Origin of the sequence: Macellibacteroides sp. (genome assembly GCF_050251695.1) — a bacterium.
Classification (GTDB): domain Bacteria; phylum Bacteroidota; class Bacteroidia; order Bacteroidales; family Tannerellaceae; genus Macellibacteroides; species Macellibacteroides fermentans.
In genome coordinates this window covers 23876-39303 of record NZ_JBFWMI010000023.1, presented here as the reverse complement: position 1 = coordinate 39303, position 15428 = coordinate 23876, and the positions used below count along the sequence as shown (strand labels likewise).

The window sequence follows — 15428 nt, the reverse complement described above, 5'->3', positions numbered from 1 at the left end:
TCAAAAATGGATCAAAAATAAAAGAATCTAACCTGCGTTTAGATAACTTTTTTTATCTTCGCAAACAATGAGCACTGGTATACTTTTCAACTGGAATATGGTATACTTTTCAATTGTTATATACATTTTCTTCCATTATAAGTTCTATTCCTATTTGTCTGAAAAAGCGGTCAATTTGAATTTGATTCAAGATTAATTCATCCCACAGTTTATCTTCGTAATAAACAGCGCCCTGTAAAAGCTTTACAATTACAGGGGCATAAGGCAGCATTCCGATATCTATTTTTTCCATTATCGACAATATATTATTTGAGGCATTTTCAGATATTTATTTTCTTCAACATCAAAAAGCAATAAATCTGAAATTTCTTCATTTACAAAATACTTTTCAGAAGAGTTAATTAGAGAGATGTAACCAATGAGCTCACCCAACCCTTTACTAATCGGATATTTTTCTATTACTTGTTCAAGGGTTACTTGCTGTTTATCTGTCAGCAATGAGTTTATGTTTCCAATCAGTTCTTTTATATTGATGGAGTCGGGGTTGAAAAGATTGCTCATACTTTCTAAATCGGCTTTTGAATTGAATGTTTCAGGAGTTATGTCAAATTCGGGAATAATTTTTTCCTCTCCCAGTTTTCGTTCCATTGGCATATCTATCTTTGCCTCCAATTCTATTTCAATTCCATAATTTTCAGGAATTTTATGCTCAATCAGGCGAAGAGAAATTTGTTTAATCTCAGCCATTGTTTCTCTTATCTTTCGACTTTCCAATAAATGCTTTTCTGCAATAACACGAGTTAATTTTTCCGCCAATAAATTATTGCTGTCCAATACTTTTCTGCCCGATTGAAACAAAATGGTTTTAATTCGCTTCAGATTGCGGTTATTGTATTCAATACCTCGGTCTTCTAAAATATCAGAAACCTGTTTGATCAACATTTTTAAGGTGTCTTGACTATCTTCGTCAATCAAAAAGTTCCAGAAGGCATAAAAGCTTTTGCCCTGATCACTCTCTTTGAGGCTATCTAAGGCATCGAATGTATAATGCAATATTCTCCCTTTCGACAAGTCATATTGGCTTTGCTTTTCATAAATATCTCTTGTAATCATTTTGAAGATATCTTCGACTTCCTTAAAATCACCAATCAACTCATTCGTTAACCGAGAAATATCTTCAAAACGAGATTGTATTTGATAATCTTCAAATTTCACGACATTTCCATCCCGTCGTATTCTACGAATTTCTTCATCAATCTTCTTTTTCCGCTCTTCAAGTTCTTCTATCTTCTTTTTCGGGTCTTCTGTATTGTTGTCAACTAATTCTTTCAATTTATGAAAGATGTCTTTGAACTTTGATTCCGTTCCAACAAATTTTCGTTCCTGCAAGAAATCTAACATTTGGAAAACACGCTCAGTATGTTGCGTCAAAACATTATAAACAGTTTTTTCTATGTCATCTATGTAGTTGCGCAAGAAATTATCATTCGTCCATGATTCAATATATTTCTTTGCTCTTTCGTAATTGTCCGATCCAAATGATGTCAGGTCATCGTCTTCATCGGAATAATTCAGTTCTTCCAAGTACCATGCTAGTTGATTTGTCAATTTTTCATTTGAAATACTAATTTCGCCTTGTTCTTTGAATTGGGAATATAAAAAGGACAAAATGAGCGGTGCGTTACGAGACCGCAGTAATTTGAGACTCGGAGCGCTTTTTAATAGTATTTCCAATTTTTGGTAGTCCATGGGCATAGAGGGGCTATAAAATCGACTTCTCGTTTACTTCATCTTCAATATCTTTCTCTATGATTCGATATTTATCTTTGATATCTTCTCCCGAATAGAAATCAAGCAAGTCTTTTTTTGTTAAAGTCCCATCTTTCAAGAACTTCTTCATATACTCTTGATTAAATTCCATAAGCAAGATAGATTTTTCTAATTGCTTTAAGATTGCCTTGTTGTTTTCAATATTGTTGTTAACAAGAGTTTTTATGGACAGAATCTCATTAATATCTTTTATTATTCGATTTACAAGAACTACCAATAAATCTTTGTCTAGATCAACTTGTTTTGCGTTTAGAGCAATATCGCGAGCTAACATATATGCAATAGACAAGTTTGAATAGTCACCCTTTTGGGAATCTACAACCGCAATAAACCCTATTCCAGAAATAAAACCAATATTTTCAGCATATTTAAGAATAGGATTATCAACCAATGACCTATCAAAAACAATAACACTTACTTTTCCATTTCTGTTTGCTTCTGCTTCAATCAACTGACTCCAAGCTGTATCTGTTTTTCGAGTAAAGATTTCTTTGGATTCAACATCCCCCAGACGAATGCTTTTATCGAATTTGCACTCAACAACTATTCTAAGATTACTATCTCCGTTTACTTCACAAACAATATCTCCTGTTTTGTTTTTTGCAATATTGCCTGTTGTATTACCTGTAAGTATAGCCCTGTCTTTTAACCGTTTTTCTTGAAAATAGTTGTTCAGAAATTCTGCTATTTCGTCTTCTGCCAAAATTCCTTTTATGGTCGATTTGTAAAAGAGTTCCTTTTTCATCTCGAAAACCATTTTAAGACTTTCGAGTTCTGTGCCCAATTCATTGGATGTTTTGGACAAAAAAGAAGAAATTCGATCTTCCATCAAAGCTAATACTCCAATATATATGGCACGCAAGAGTTTTTCATCCCGCTCATTTGCAGAAAGATTGTTGAAATAGTTAAAAACAATTGGGTTCTCGATTTCGAACTCTTTTATTTCAACACGGTTGAGTTGTTGATTCAATTTTATCGTTGACATTATCCGATTCTTTCATATGGATATACATTTTTAAAATTCCTATGTAAATAAGAGCCATGGGAGGGCGCCTCCAATAAGTTTTGAAACTCAAACTCAGGAACTCCTTTATATATGTAAATACTTCCGTTTAGAAAACGAACATAAACGATTTGATTTTGCTCATCATAACCTATACTTTCAATGTTTGAAGAGCTAACTGGTTTCATTTCTGGTAAATTCATATTTTGTAATTTTTATTACGCCAAGACTTCAATAATTTATTGTATTCTTGACGTGGGTTATCAATTTCATTCAACCATTTCTCTGAGGGCTTGGGGTCTGAACTTTTACGAGCATTTGCTATCTTGAAAAATTTCACACGAGAAGGTATTTTTACCGCTTCGCCTGATATCAATGCTTCTCCCGTTCTTAAGCTTGGCAATAAATCTACCATACTTTGCAGCTCATCTTGCACTGCAGAGCGTATATGACCTCTGTCTTTTGAATTATTCATTCGCAAAGCTACTATTGTTCCGCATTGGCTTAAAACAGTTTCATCCAGCTCGGAAGGTCTTTGTGTTACCAACAATAACCCAACTCCATATTTTCGTCCTTCTTTAGCAATCATTTGAACAGTCCTTGAAGATATTGAATGCTCTCCTGCTTTCAGGTAGCTGTGTGCTTCTTCTAATACGATTAACAATGGTTGATTTTTTCCACCTACTTTTGTGTTTACACCCCAAAATAAGCCATCATAAATGATTTTCAACAACGTTCCAGATATCGAAGACATTATTTCGCTAGGAATTCCTGATAAGTCTAGAATTGTTATTGGCAAATCATTTCCTAACCATTTAAGAAACGTTGTGTCCAAGTCTTCCTCAATTTTACCGTCTTTATCGGGTGTTAACTTACCTGGAGAAAATAGAAAGGCGTAACTACTATCATTAAGTTTATTCCTCATGCTATCCAAAAAACTAAGTAATCCTTTTGCCTTTTGGTTAAGAAAAGGAGGGCTACTTCCTAACCCTGCAGGTTGATACTCATTTGATTTAAGTGTCTCAACATCTCCATCCACCCGTTTATTTGTAAGTTCCAATACAACTGATTTATCAGGCAATGTTTTTCTGTCAAAAGTTTGCCTTTCAAAATCATCTAATTCAAACCATAGTTTTTTTATACTAAAAGGTATTGGGGAGTCTGCTGTAATTGACTCTTTAGAGACTTCTATTTTATTCTCTTCGGAACTCTTAATCTTTGCTTCAACTACCTTTTCCCTTATATACTCTCTATTCTGCTCCGTGAGGTTTCCTGAAAATATCTTCATCAACTCGTTAAAGGGAAGCGCCCAAAAAGGTATATGCAATTTATTATCTTCCTCTATAGAATTAATTTCTATAACCTTAGAAAATTTTGATAAAGCGTCATTATATTCCCCATGCGGATCTATAACTAAAATTCTTGAACTCGGAAATTTTCTACTTGCAATCGATTCTAATAATACAGATACAGAATTTGATTTTCCACTGCCTGTTGAGCCAACAATAGCACAATGTCTTGATATTAATTTATCTAAATCTATTTTGGCATCTAAACTTTCAGAAACACTTATATTTCCAACGGTTATTGAATTAGACTCTTCATATCCTCCATATATAATGTCAAGATCATTAATTGTTACTAAATGAACTTTATCTCCTGTTGTTGGATATTGCGTAACTCCTCTTTCAAACCGTTTCCCAACCTGTTCTCCCGCTAAAACAATGTTTATCCATCTTGTGTTTTTCAATTGTTCATAATCTTTTGCGACAACTTCTCTCAAACTTTCAGGAATTGCTGCAGAGCCAATCTGGGTTACTATCCCATATAAATTAGCATATCCCAAAGGTATTTTAACAAAAGAGCCAATTTGTCCTACACGATATACGACCCCGTCAATAATAGGCATATTGGATTTAATACTGTCGAAAAGTTTAACGGAAATACTATTCCCGCTAATACTATCTATTTCACCTATCTCAGTTATTTTATTTTTTGACATTTTGACCAATCTTTTTTATTTCATTGTCATTTATCATTGAATTTAGAAATCTAACAAGCTTACTAAAATCAGGTAATATAAATTCCCCCTTCCCTGTCCAAATTTCTTCACCTTTGGCTTCTTTTTCTAGTTCTTCTGTTGGATCAGTATAGGCGTCCTCATCAAAATAAAGATTAAGAGTTACAGTATCATCTTTAGACGGTTCTGATTTTAAAACCCATTCTCCAAAGTTACAACCAATGACAGCCGATTTGGAAGCGTATATGGATATTTTAGAATTTTCTTTCCCAATTTTTGTTATATTAGATTCTTCATTAATCAAATCATATTTATCAAAAATTAGCCCTATTACATGAGAGGTCGTTTTTGTTTTTAATGCAGATATTATACGAGAGTTGATATGCTCATCACCCCAAGAATAACCACAAGTTATTAGTATTGTGTCATCTTGCTTAAGAAAATTAGATAGCCGATCCAAAAGACTTTCATAAGGTTGTTTTTTCGAATCTTTATATTTCAGAGTTGAAGGATAAATCAGGATATCGTCATCATCAGGAGAAACCCTCAATATTTTTTCTGTATCCTTATCAAAGTGCCACCCCAAAGAGCCATGAATTTTCCAAAGCTTAGTTTGTTTTGGCAAAAAAGAAAAATCCTCTACCGATTCAGGATTGAAAAATGCTCTGAGACTTCCACAAAATCCATCATAATATGCCACCTCTTTGTGTTCTAATCCTAATTCAAATAAAAAATCATAATTTGTCGTGAATACTTCAATAGGATACTTCCTTTCTGCTTGACCAATCCAACCCGCAAAATCTGCTTGCACCAATTCATTAACAATATCTTTTGCTACAATTTTATCTTCACTACTTATGTGAACGCTAATTTTTTCTCTGACTCCTTTCTTGACTTCCTTAATTAAGTCCGAGAAATCCGCTTGATTCATAGAATTTAACGTTCCTTTACCAATGAAAGAGAATTTCTGCTCTAGGTTAGAAAGTATTGTTTCGATATTATAATTTTCAGCTCCCAATTCTTCTTTGATTTCTTCAAGAGCGTCCTTATATTTTTTATTTGTTTCTCCGACTTTTTTAACGATTTCTTCTGTCATTTTTCCTATTGCAGGGACAGTAAGTGATTTTTCATTTTTGAAAGCCAAAGAACTCCCTGCCCCAAAAAGAAAACCTATTTTTTTCTTGTCAGAGATTAAGATTTGTTGAATACCGCGGATGTATTCTGACGGATCGTGTGTTAATATTTCCATATTCGCATATATATTATTGTCTAAAACAACTCTTTCGGGTTAATCTTAAGAAACTCTTCATAAGGAATACCGCCAGTACCGACCAGTAGCATCTTATCCGGATGAAATCTCTCATTGAATATCCCCATCCCTGCATTATCTGCACTCGCTCCACTTTTTACTTCCAACCCAATTACCTTATCTCCTTTTTCAAGTATGAAATTCACCTCATTATTACCTTCCCTCCAATAATGGAGATTATATCTCTCAGATATCGAATGATTAAGCAAATGGGCACCTACAGACGATTCAACTAACCTGCCCCATAGTTTTGAATTTACAATGGCAGTCGAATAGGTTCCGTCATCCTGCGACGTTAGTAAAGCGTTATTATACACCTGAAATTTCGGGCTGGATGACCGTTGTCGGATTACACTTCCAGCATACTTCTCCAACCCACCCAACAGGCCACAGTCGGATAATAATTTGAGGTAATTCGCTAAGGTAGTTGTATTACCTGCATCCTGAAGCTGGCCAGTAATTTTAGTATATGAAAGAATCTGGCCTGAATACAAGCAGCCAAGTTCAAACAACCGTTTCAGTAATGCGGGCTTATCCACACGGGTCAACATCAGAATATCTTTAGAAATACTAGTCTCTATAAGCGAATCTTTTATATAACTTTTCCAGCGCTCTTCATCATTGATCAATAAAGCAGAACCCGGATAGCCTCCAAAATAAATATACTGCTCAATTGACCAGTCAAAAGCGTTTTGCATCTCAGCAAATGACCAGTGCCCAAGATAAAACGTTTCAAAACGTCCGGCCAACGATTCGGTTAAACCCTTCTGAATAAGCAGACGAGATGATCCCTGCAGAATAACTTTGATGTTAACTTTCTCACGAGTATCCCTATCCCATTGCTGTTTGACAACTTCGCTCCAGTTATCTATTTTTTGTATCTCATCGATCACAAGGAGATATTCCGATGCTCCAGAAGCTTTCATTTTCAGTCTGGCCGTCTCCCAAGCTTGCATTAGCCAAGCCGAGTTAGTTGCCGAGATAGCATCAGCCGACTCAGATACATATGATATAGACAATTGAGACAATAACTGATCGACCATAGTAGTTTTACCCACCTGGCGAGGCCCAAGAATTACCTGAATGAACTTTCTCGGCTCTTCTATCCTTGATTTAACTTGCTTCAAATAAGAACGTTCGTACATCTTGAAATAATTTACTCAACACTACAAGCAAATTTACTCAAGATATTCAGACTGCCAAAATAAACAAGGCTTTTTATCCAATTTCCTCCTCTGATTTTCTCGTCTTCTGCATATTAAGCCTTAGCGTTATTTCGCAAACAGCACGGAACTGTCAATTGTGTAATGTCATACAAGGCATATTTTCCGACGAAATGGAGCTATGGGAAGAGCACATAGAATCAGAGACCAAATAAAAGGCGATGGATAGCGCCGAACATAGCAAGCATACTTAAGTCGCTTGAATTAATCACAAAGCAATAATTCGTGTTAGTAATGACTAGTGCTAAAAACACTTGCTTACAACACATAAAAACAAATAATAACATGAAATTTATAATGATAGACCCAGCTTTATTTGATTCGCTGCTCGATAAGCTCAACAAATTAGTAGGTGAAGCTAATAAGATACACAACAATGGGAAAGACACTATTTTGGAACAATGGCTGGAGGCCAAGAGGTTTGTGAAATTCTGGGTGTCACCAAACGGACATTACAAACATTACGTTAAACAGGTAAATCCCCTATACAATGGTGAAGCACAAAACCTATTACCGCCCTCAAGATGTGCAAACTGTCCTCAATAACTCTATTAAAAAAAGAAGCTTATGAAAAATCAGTTAGATGAACAGCTATTTATCCTACTGGGAATCGTAGAAAAATTGGGTAGCATTGTGTCTGATATAAAAATGCACACAAAATCTATTATTGAACTGAGGATGAACGAACCATCTTCAATTTCTACATCTAAAAAAGAAGACAGTCTTATGAAGCATACTAAGAAGGATCAGTCTGACGAACGGGTAAATTCATTGATAAAAACTATTGAAACGTTAAGTAGTACTTTGTCTGAAATAAGAAAAAGCACGATGAGGCGACCGATAAATAACGAATTACACCTTACTGACAAAGAATTATCAGTGAGGTTAAAGGTAAGCCGTCGAACATTACAAGGGTGGCGATATAGTGGACAGATTTCTTATTTTCGAATAGGTGGCAAGATGGCCTTTCGGGAGAGTGACATTCAAGCTATACTTGAAAAGATCCACAATTAGGTAACAGAAAAAATGAGGGATTTTGGGCTATTTTGCTTCTTGAAAAATACAAAAATTGGCTAATTTTAAGTGTATTACGTTTCGTTTGTGTCATTATGTGAGGTTTTGCTTAAGGATTTGCCGATCCACAGAGAATAACACAACTATGCAACCCACTGTATTGAATCCGAACAACATGCTCGTTAGTATCCGAAAACATGTTCATTTTAAGTGCTGCTTCGGTGGTATGGAAATTACAAAAATTCGATTAACTTTGTAAGAGCTTATATAATAGCTTTTTGCTTGTGGAAATAAGATAAATGAGTATATATTGTTTCTTTTCAGCAAAACAATTATTTAACGAACCATTGATATATGATGAATCGAGTATTCCTTCTTTCACCGTTACTGATGTTCATGTTTATTTTTACCTTTTGCTCTCAAAAGGAAGATACATCTGTTTTGGAAGAAAGCAATGTACCCGACACCACAACCATCGCCTCACCGGCGCCTATTATAATCGTCATCGAAAAGGATCTGCTTTACAACGAGTATACATTGGCCGATGAATACCCTTACAAAGATACAATCCGGAGTTTCCAATGGGATAAGATACGCGATCTGCTACATCTTCTGGACTCGGTTCAGCAGCAACATAATAATTGGGCTATCCTGCAAAACTATAAGAATATGAATGGGGTAGCTCCGCTGGTCAAAGAATTCAAACGAAACGTCTACAAGCGTGTGGCAGACATGCATGGAGTAGAGCGCTTCCAATCCGTCCCCCTGTTTCATCCCGCTGATACGGTAACCGGAGAACGCTATGGGCGCGACGGCTCGCCAGTCAGATACCTCGGAGAAGAAGGCGGATTAGCCCGGGTATGCCTTTTGTCGTCAGACGAAGAGTGGCTCGTGCCCCAAAAATACGTCAAAGTAATTGGAGACACGATCACTTTCAACCATGCCGTTTTTGTAGATCGGCACAACCAGAATATCGCCACGCTGGAAAAGGTCGGTTCCAAGTGGCTGGTAAGAAGCATGAATCCCATCACCACCGGTCTGCACCGTCCTCCATACGCGCAGGAAACGCCACTAGGGATTTTCCTCCTCCAGGAGAAGAAGCAGAAAATGATATATCATAAAGATGGTACTACCGAAACAGGAGGCTTCGCTCCCTGGGCAAGCCGTTTTACCAACGGTGCCTACCTGCATGGCGTACCTGTAAATGTACCTCGCACCACCCCGATTGAGTATAGTGCTAGTCTGGGCACAACGCCTCGTTCGCACATGTGTGTACGTAATGCCACTTCACACGCTAAATTTATATACGAATGGGCTCCGGCAGAAAAAACAGTAGTTTTTGTACTCGAATAGGTTGTAGCTCAGAATAATAGTATATATTTGCACTCGTAATTTTTCTTTATGTATAGATTTGTATTGTTTTTATTGCTATTACTGACTCCAGTTCATTTTTCCTCAACGACTTCCTGGATAGAAGCCGCCGACAACAACAGATTGTCTGGCAGTATGCAGTTGTATCTGGATATGCAGTTGTCCGACCGGGTGAGTTTTCCGGCCTTTGAGCAGGCGCTTTCCGGTTACGAAAAGATTGCGCACCGGAAAAATATCATGACATTGATCGACTTCACCAAACCGTCCTCGGAAGAACGTCTTTTTGTTTTGGATATGGATAGGCGTTGTATATTGTATTCATCTGTTGTTTCGCACGGCAGAAACAGCGGCACCAATTATGCCACTTCCTTCTCTAATAAAACGGGATCGTATCAAAGCTCCCTCGGATTTTATGTAACAGAAAACACCTATAACGGAAAAAACGGTTACTCCCTTATACTCGATGGACTGGAAAAAGGGTTCAACGACCGGGCTAAAGAACGTGCCATTGTGATCCACGGAGCCGCCTATTCAAATCCTTCGGTAATCGCCAGTACAGGACGGTTAGGCCGCAGTCAGGGCTGCCCGGCACTACCCGAGGCTGTCAGCGCCAAAATCATCAATACCATTAAAGGCGGAAGTGTATTGTATATCTATGCCGATAATTCGGAGTATGCACAGAAAAGTGAATTTCTGTAACCTTGATCCCATCTTTCTACATTTATAAAATTAAAGTTTGATTAAAAACAAAAAATACGTACTTGTGAGGGAAAGCATATTCCTTCACTGACATATTATTAAGTATAAAATTCTGACTGATCCTGAATAAGAGGGAGGGGGTGTTGAGCGACTGAAAAAAAAGAGAGCCGCGAGATCTCACATCCGGCGACTCTCAACACTAACCCTTAACTTTAACCAATGAAAAACAATAATCTAATTAATGTAATGAAGCTAATGCAGCTTCATAATTTGGCTCTGTTGTAATTTCCGGAACTAATTCCTCGTAAACAACCTTGCCTGCTTCGTCAATTACTATAACTCCTCTTGCAAGTAAACCTTTTAGAGGGCCATCAATCAGAAGCATCCCGTACTTATCTTCAAAGCATGAACAACGAAACGCTGAAAGTGCAACTACATTTTCAATACCTTCCGTAGTACAGAAACGTCCATGCGCAAAAGGTAAATCTTTCGATACTGCCAATACCACCGTATTGCTCAAAGAAGCTACTTCTTTATTAAATCTTCTTACAGAAGCGGCACAAACCGAAGTATCCAGACTTGGAAAAACATTTAATACAACTTTTTTCCCTTTTAAATCATTCAGTGACAACTCAGACAAATCAGTTTTTACACCTTTAAAATCTGGAGCTACTGTTCCTACTTCCGGCAATGAGCCGTTTGTGTGTACCTCAATACCTTTAAAATTTACGCTTGCCATTCTTATAAATATTTATTAATTATACTTATTTAAAAGCGGCTTACAAATATAAGCTACTTTTTATGGATTAAACAAGAAATAACACCCAAAGTTGCCATATTTAACATTTTTTAATTGGTTTTACCCATTTCATAATCCCTATATTTGTAAAAAAATTAAAAAGATGATAGATATTGTACTGATTACACTACTCCTCCTTATCTTGATTGTGCTTATTTACCGCACCCGAAAAGAGAACCAGAAAGTTGAATATGAAAGAATTATAACTGAGATGCAACGATCGTTCGAACGGATTGAGCGCAATTTCAGAGAAGATTTCAAGTTGAACAGGGAAGAAAGCCGGGCAGTAAGCAAAGACCTACGCGAAGAGCTATCGGTTAACATGGAAATATTCCGTAAAGCGTTCGAACAGGGGATACAATCTTTTAATCAGTTGCAACGTGAAAAATTTGCTCAGCTGGACGAACAGCAACAGCGAATGATTACAAATACAGAAAAGCGGTTGGAAGAAATACGTGTGACTGTAGACGAAAAGCTACAGAAAACATTGAATGAACGTATCGGACAGTCCTTTCGTATGGTTTCCGAACAATTGGAGAGTGTACAGAAAGGATTGGGCGAGATGCAGACGCTGGCCCAGGATGTAGGTGGATTGAAAAGGGTGCTCAGTAATGTTAAGACACGGGGAAACATTGGCGAAATACAGTTAAGTATGTTGCTTGAGCAGTTGCTTGCTCCCGAACAATATGACGCCAATGTGCGCACGGTGAAGGGCTCGTCGGACGTGGTGGAGTTTGCCGTCAAGCTTCCGGGGAAAGATGATACGAGGGATTTCGTTTACCTGCCCATTGATGCCAAATTCCCGAAGGATGTGTACGAACAACTGCTTAATGCTTATGACTCTTCGGATACCCAAGCCATTGATGCTGCCGGCAAGGCATTGGAGACTACCATTCGGAAGATGGCAAAAGATATTTCGGACAAATACCTCGCTCCTCCGGCTACCACAGATTTCGGGATAATGTTCCTACCCTTCGAAGGCATTTATGCCGAAGTGGTACGGCGTTCTTCCTTGTTGGAGGAACTTCAACGTACATACAAGGTGGTGGTTACGGGGCCTACCACTCTGGCAGCCATTCTAAATAGTCTGCAAATGGGATTCCGCACGCTGGCCATTCAGAAGCACTCGGGCGAGGTGTGGACTATTTTAGGGGCTGTTAAAAAGGAATTCGAAAAAGTTGGGGGTATGTTGGAAAAGGCTCAAAAGAACATTCAGGCAGCCAACGGACAACTGGACGAAGTGTTGGGAACCCGCACAAGGGCGATACAGCGCAAGTTGAAAGATGTAGATTCGTTGGGGGATGCCGAAGCAAGAGCCATCATCCCGGAGATAGGCGCATTACACAAGGATGAAGAAATAGAAGAATATAAATAGTATACATTATAATAGATAAAGATTATGAACAGGACAGAAGACTTTGGGTATATCACCCCGGTTTATACAGGAGCTGTAAAAAGATATTGTCAGACATTGGATCTGAAAAATGATCCGGAACTGATTAAAACATACAGACATTGGCACAGTAAAGAGCATATCTGGCCGGAAATACCCAAAGGCATCCGCGAGGTGGGCATACTGAATATGGAGATCTATTTATTGGGAAACCGTCTGTTTATGATTGTGGAAACTCCGGCCGACTTTGACTGGGACAGTGCTTTCGGCAGATTGGCGACACTGGAAAGGCAAGCCGAATGGGAAGCCTTTGTAGACAAATTCCAACAAAGTGAAGCGGGTGCTGCCTCGGATGAGAAGTGGCAACGCATGGAACAGATTTTTCAATTGCCCTGAGTTTAGAAATAACCTGAAGCATTGCCTTTTTAATATAATTACATTCGCATGAAGAAAAGACAAATACCTCATACCTTTACAATTGTTTTTTATATTATTATTTTCTGTGCTCTTCTCACCTGGTTCGTGCCGGGAGGTAAATACGTGGAACAGATTGCCCCAAACGGCGATAAGACCATGGTTTATCAGCAAGTAGAAAGTATTCCGCAGACCTGGCAGGTTTTATCGGCATTCTTTGAGGGTTTTGTCGATAAGGCGGATATCATCATATTTATCCTTATAATAGGTGGCGCCTTCTGGATTGTTAATGATAGCAAAGCGTTCGATATTGGTACCGTCGGCTTTTTGCGGAAAGCGCGGCGACTGGAAAACAACCGGATGTTACGCAGGATTGGCGTCGACAATTTTATAATTACCTCCATCATGCTTCTTTTCAGCGTATTTGGTGCAGTGTTTGGCATGAGTGAGGAAACCATCGCCTTTACCATTATACTTGTCCCCATGGCCATTTCCATGGGATACGACTCCATTACCGGAGTTTGCATGGTGTTTGTTGCGGCAGCTTTGGGTTTTGCCGGAGCCATCCTCAATCCGTTTACCATTGGTATTGCACAGGGATTGGCGGGTATTCCGCTGTTTTCGGGCATCGAATACCGTATCTTTTGCTGGATAATAATCAACATAGCCGGATTTACCTGGATATTACGCTATGCAAACAGGGTAAAGAAGAACCCTCAATTGTCTCTCGTTTACGAAGAAGATCAATATTGGCGTGACCTGCATGAAAACGGAAGTCCGGAGTTCACATATCACACACCCCGCATCGCGTGGATCAGCTTTGGCGTTACGTCGGTCATACTGATTCTTTTTTCCATAGCCTACCCCACCTCTTCACTGCAGATCGGGAATGCAGTCATCAACGGGCTGCCGGCCATTCCGGTGCTCACGGGATTGTTTATAGTCAGCTCCGTTTTTGCCTTACGCAAAACGGTTCACCTGTATATACTGAATCTGCTTTTCTTTACCATATTCTTTTTAATTACGGGAGTGATGGGATATGGCTGGTATATCATGGAGATTGCTACACTTTTCTTAGCTATGGGATTGGCGGCCGGTATCGCCAACAACAAAGGTCCGAATGAATTGGTGCAGTTATTCCTGGCAGGATGCAAAGATATCATGAGTGCAGCACTGGTGGTGGGAATGGCCGGAGGTATCATCGTTATCCTTCAGAAAGGGATGATTATAGACACCATACTTCATTCGCTTGCCGAAAAGATGAGCGGCATGGGACAGATTGCCACCGTCGAGATGATGTATGTGATTCAAAACCTGATCAATCTGGTGATCCCTTCGGGTAGTGCCAAAGCGGCTCTTACCATACCTATCATGGCGCCGTTCTCGGACTTGATCGGGTTATCCAAACAAGCCACGGTCATGGCCTTTCAGTTTGGAGATGGATTTACAAATATGATTACGCCAACGTCGGGGGTTTTAATGGCCGTATTGGGTGTGAGTCGTATTCCTTACGATAAATGGGTACGCTGGTCGTGGAAGTTCATTTTATTCCTGATATTGCTCGGAGCCATTTTACTGTTACCTACGGTTCTGATTCCGATGAATGGATTCTGAGGAATGCACAAAATCGGAATACGTTGCAGGTCCGCAAATGAATTTGTACATTTGCCGGAACATTCAACGTATTCCGGTTCTATGCAAACAGAAAAGACAAACAATCTTCAGGCTCCTGCTGCTGCATCTTCGTTTACGGAGATTTTCAATCAGTATCAGGAGCGCTTTATTCTTTTTGCAAATTCGTATGTAAGGAACCAGGCGGTTGCCGAAGATATCTGCATGGAAGCCATGCTGATCTATTGGGAAAAAAGGGATTCGCTTCAACCCGGAACAAACATTCCGGCTTACATTCTTACTATTGTTAAAAACAGAGCCCTGAATCATCTTCAGCACATGCATGTACGTCTGGAAGTGGAAGACCGGATCATGGATCATGCTTCCAGAGAGCTGAATCTGCGTATTTCAACGTTGGAGGCCTGTAATCCCAGCGATCTGTTTTCGGCAGAGATACAGGAAATCATTCATGACACGATCCGGACTTTCCCTCATCAGACTCAAAAGGTGTTTATGATGAGCCGGTTTGAGAATCTTACCAACAGGGAAATAGCCGAAAAACTGGGATTAAGCATAAAAAGCGTGGAATTCCATATAACCAAAGGTTTGAAAGTGCTGCGCACCAACCTGAAGGACTATTTACCATCCTGGGTTTTACTTGTCATCTAAAAAAAATTAAATTCTCATTAGGGTATTTAACGTTTGTCTTGTTATTATAGCAGAGACCAGACATATTGTTGTC

General features: G+C 38.7%; 15 protein-coding genes. 7 read left to right on the top strand and 8 right to left on the bottom strand.

The window, feature by feature from the left end; genetic code table 11:
- Window positions 1-109 precede the first annotated feature (109 nt).
- Genes AB7E53_RS05470 through AB7E53_RS05440 form a run of 7 tightly spaced genes read right to left on the bottom strand, consistent with a single transcriptional unit; the run spans window position 110 to window position 7307 of the window.
- Entirely contained in the window at window positions 110-292 is a 183-nt protein-coding gene (locus AB7E53_RS05470; protein ID WP_446774629.1) for a hypothetical protein, read from the bottom strand.
- Window positions 292-1749 carry a DUF3375 domain-containing protein gene (locus tag AB7E53_RS05465; RefSeq protein ID WP_446774627.1) on the bottom strand — a complete coding sequence of 486 codons (1458 nt, stop codon included), beginning with the start codon at window positions 1747-1749 and terminating at the stop codon, window positions 292-294. Before AB7E53_RS05465 ends, AB7E53_RS05470 begins: the two co-directional genes overlap by 1 nt.
- Before the next feature lie 13 nt (window positions 1750-1762).
- Window positions 1763-2815 (bottom strand): hypothetical protein, encoded by a 1053-nt coding sequence (locus tag AB7E53_RS05460; RefSeq protein ID WP_446774625.1) that lies wholly within the window; start codon window positions 2813-2815, stop codon window positions 1763-1765.
- Window positions 2815-3036 carry a KTSC domain-containing protein gene (locus AB7E53_RS05455; protein WP_446774623.1) on the bottom strand — a complete coding sequence of 74 codons (222 nt, stop codon included), beginning with the start codon at window positions 3034-3036 and terminating at the stop codon, window positions 2815-2817. The genes AB7E53_RS05460 and AB7E53_RS05455 overlap by 1 nt, the downstream gene beginning before the upstream one ends.
- The gene (locus AB7E53_RS05450; protein WP_446774621.1) at window positions 3033-4835 is read right to left on the bottom strand and encodes an ATP-binding protein; all 1803 of its coding nucleotides are present in this window, start codon (window positions 4833-4835) and stop codon (window positions 3033-3035) included. Before AB7E53_RS05450 ends, AB7E53_RS05455 begins: the two co-directional genes overlap by 4 nt.
- Window positions 4822-6102: an SIR2 family protein gene (locus AB7E53_RS05445; RefSeq protein WP_446774619.1), complete on the bottom strand. Its 1281-nt coding sequence runs from the start codon at window positions 6100-6102 to the stop codon at window positions 4822-4824. The genes AB7E53_RS05450 and AB7E53_RS05445 overlap by 14 nt, the downstream gene beginning before the upstream one ends.
- A 20-nt stretch (window positions 6103-6122) precedes the next feature.
- On the bottom strand, window positions 6123-7307 hold the full coding sequence (locus AB7E53_RS05440) for an ATP-binding protein (protein WP_446774617.1): 1185 nt from the start codon (window positions 7305-7307) through the stop codon (window positions 6123-6125).
- A 645-nt stretch (window positions 7308-7952) separates the two neighbouring features.
- Between AB7E53_RS05440 and AB7E53_RS05435 the strand changes: the two genes are divergently transcribed.
- The 3 genes from AB7E53_RS05435 to AB7E53_RS05425 all read left to right on the top strand — a co-directional run bounded on the left by AB7E53_RS05435 (window position 7953) and on the right by AB7E53_RS05425 (window position 10469).
- Window positions 7953-8399, top strand: coding sequence for a helix-turn-helix domain-containing protein (locus AB7E53_RS05435; protein ID WP_446774615.1), 447 nt, complete (start codon window positions 7953-7955; stop codon window positions 8397-8399).
- Between the two features lie 357 nt (window positions 8400-8756).
- Window positions 8757-9752, top strand: coding sequence for a L,D-transpeptidase (locus AB7E53_RS05430; RefSeq protein WP_446774633.1), 996 nt, complete (start codon window positions 8757-8759; stop codon window positions 9750-9752).
- Window positions 9753-9800: 48 nt separating this feature from the next.
- Window positions 9801-10469 carry a murein L,D-transpeptidase catalytic domain family protein gene (locus AB7E53_RS05425; protein WP_446774613.1) on the top strand — a complete coding sequence of 223 codons (669 nt, stop codon included), beginning with the start codon at window positions 9801-9803 and terminating at the stop codon, window positions 10467-10469.
- Between the two features lie 238 nt (window positions 10470-10707).
- On the opposite strand, the gene tpx is transcribed toward AB7E53_RS05425, so the two are convergent.
- Complete coding sequence (gene tpx / locus AB7E53_RS05420) at window positions 10708-11208, bottom strand: thiol peroxidase (protein WP_068186996.1); 501 nt, start codon at window positions 11206-11208, stop codon at window positions 10708-10710.
- Window positions 11209-11371: 163 nt separating this feature from the next.
- On the opposite strand from tpx, the gene rmuC reads away from it, so the two are divergent.
- The 4 genes from rmuC (at window position 11372) to AB7E53_RS05400 (ending at window position 15355) form a co-directional block, all read left to right on the top strand.
- Entirely contained in the window at window positions 11372-12643 is a 1272-nt protein-coding gene (rmuC, locus tag AB7E53_RS05415; RefSeq protein WP_079682909.1) for a DNA recombination protein RmuC, read from the top strand.
- A 24-nt stretch (window positions 12644-12667) separates the two neighbouring features.
- On the top strand, window positions 12668-13057 hold the full coding sequence (locus tag AB7E53_RS05410; protein ID WP_068186992.1) for an L-rhamnose mutarotase: 390 nt from the start codon (window positions 12668-12670) through the stop codon (window positions 13055-13057).
- Between the two features lie 48 nt (window positions 13058-13105).
- The gene (locus tag AB7E53_RS05405) at window positions 13106-14689 is read left to right on the top strand and encodes a YfcC family protein (protein WP_446774611.1); all 1584 of its coding nucleotides are present in this window, start codon (window positions 13106-13108) and stop codon (window positions 14687-14689) included.
- Window positions 14690-14770: 81 nt separating this feature from the next.
- Entirely contained in the window at window positions 14771-15355 is a 585-nt protein-coding gene (locus AB7E53_RS05400) for an RNA polymerase sigma-70 factor (protein WP_350456853.1), read from the top strand.
- The last annotated feature ends 73 nt before the right edge of the window (window positions 15356-15428 follow it).

Coding starts and splice junctions, on each gene's coding strand:
- AB7E53_RS05410 (WP_068186992.1), top strand. CDS start 12,668: ATGAACAGGACAGAAGACTTTGGGTATATCACCCCGGTTTATACAGGA.
- AB7E53_RS05425 (WP_446774613.1), top strand. CDS start 9,801: ATGTATAGATTTGTATTGTTTTTATTGCTATTACTGACTCCAGTTCAT.
- AB7E53_RS05445 (WP_446774619.1), bottom strand. CDS start 6,102: ATGGAAATATTAACACACGATCCGTCAGAATACATCCGCGGTATTCAA.
- AB7E53_RS05455 (WP_446774623.1), bottom strand. CDS start 3,036: ATGAATTTACCAGAAATGAAACCAGTTAGCTCTTCAAACATTGAAAGT.
- rmuC (WP_079682909.1), top strand. CDS start 11,372: ATGATAGATATTGTACTGATTACACTACTCCTCCTTATCTTGATTGTG.
- AB7E53_RS05435 (WP_446774615.1), top strand. CDS start 7,953: ATGAAAAATCAGTTAGATGAACAGCTATTTATCCTACTGGGAATCGTA.
- tpx (WP_068186996.1), bottom strand. CDS start 11,208: ATGGCAAGCGTAAATTTTAAAGGTATTGAGGTACACACAAACGGCTCA.
- AB7E53_RS05460 (WP_446774625.1), bottom strand. CDS start 2,815: ATGTCAACGATAAAATTGAATCAACAACTCAACCGTGTTGAAATAAAA.
- AB7E53_RS05400 (WP_350456853.1), top strand. CDS start 14,771: ATGCAAACAGAAAAGACAAACAATCTTCAGGCTCCTGCTGCTGCATCT.
- AB7E53_RS05405 (WP_446774611.1), top strand. CDS start 13,106: ATGAAGAAAAGACAAATACCTCATACCTTTACAATTGTTTTTTATATT.
- AB7E53_RS05465 (WP_446774627.1), bottom strand. CDS start 1,749: ATGGACTACCAAAAATTGGAAATACTATTAAAAAGCGCTCCGAGTCTC.
- AB7E53_RS05450 (WP_446774621.1), bottom strand. CDS start 4,835: ATGTCAAAAAATAAAATAACTGAGATAGGTGAAATAGATAGTATTAGC.
- AB7E53_RS05470 (WP_446774629.1), bottom strand. CDS start 292: ATGGAAAAAATAGATATCGGAATGCTGCCTTATGCCCCTGTAATTGTA.
- AB7E53_RS05430 (WP_446774633.1), top strand. CDS start 8,757: ATGAATCGAGTATTCCTTCTTTCACCGTTACTGATGTTCATGTTTATT.
- AB7E53_RS05440 (WP_446774617.1), bottom strand. CDS start 7,307: ATGTACGAACGTTCTTATTTGAAGCAAGTTAAATCAAGGATAGAAGAG.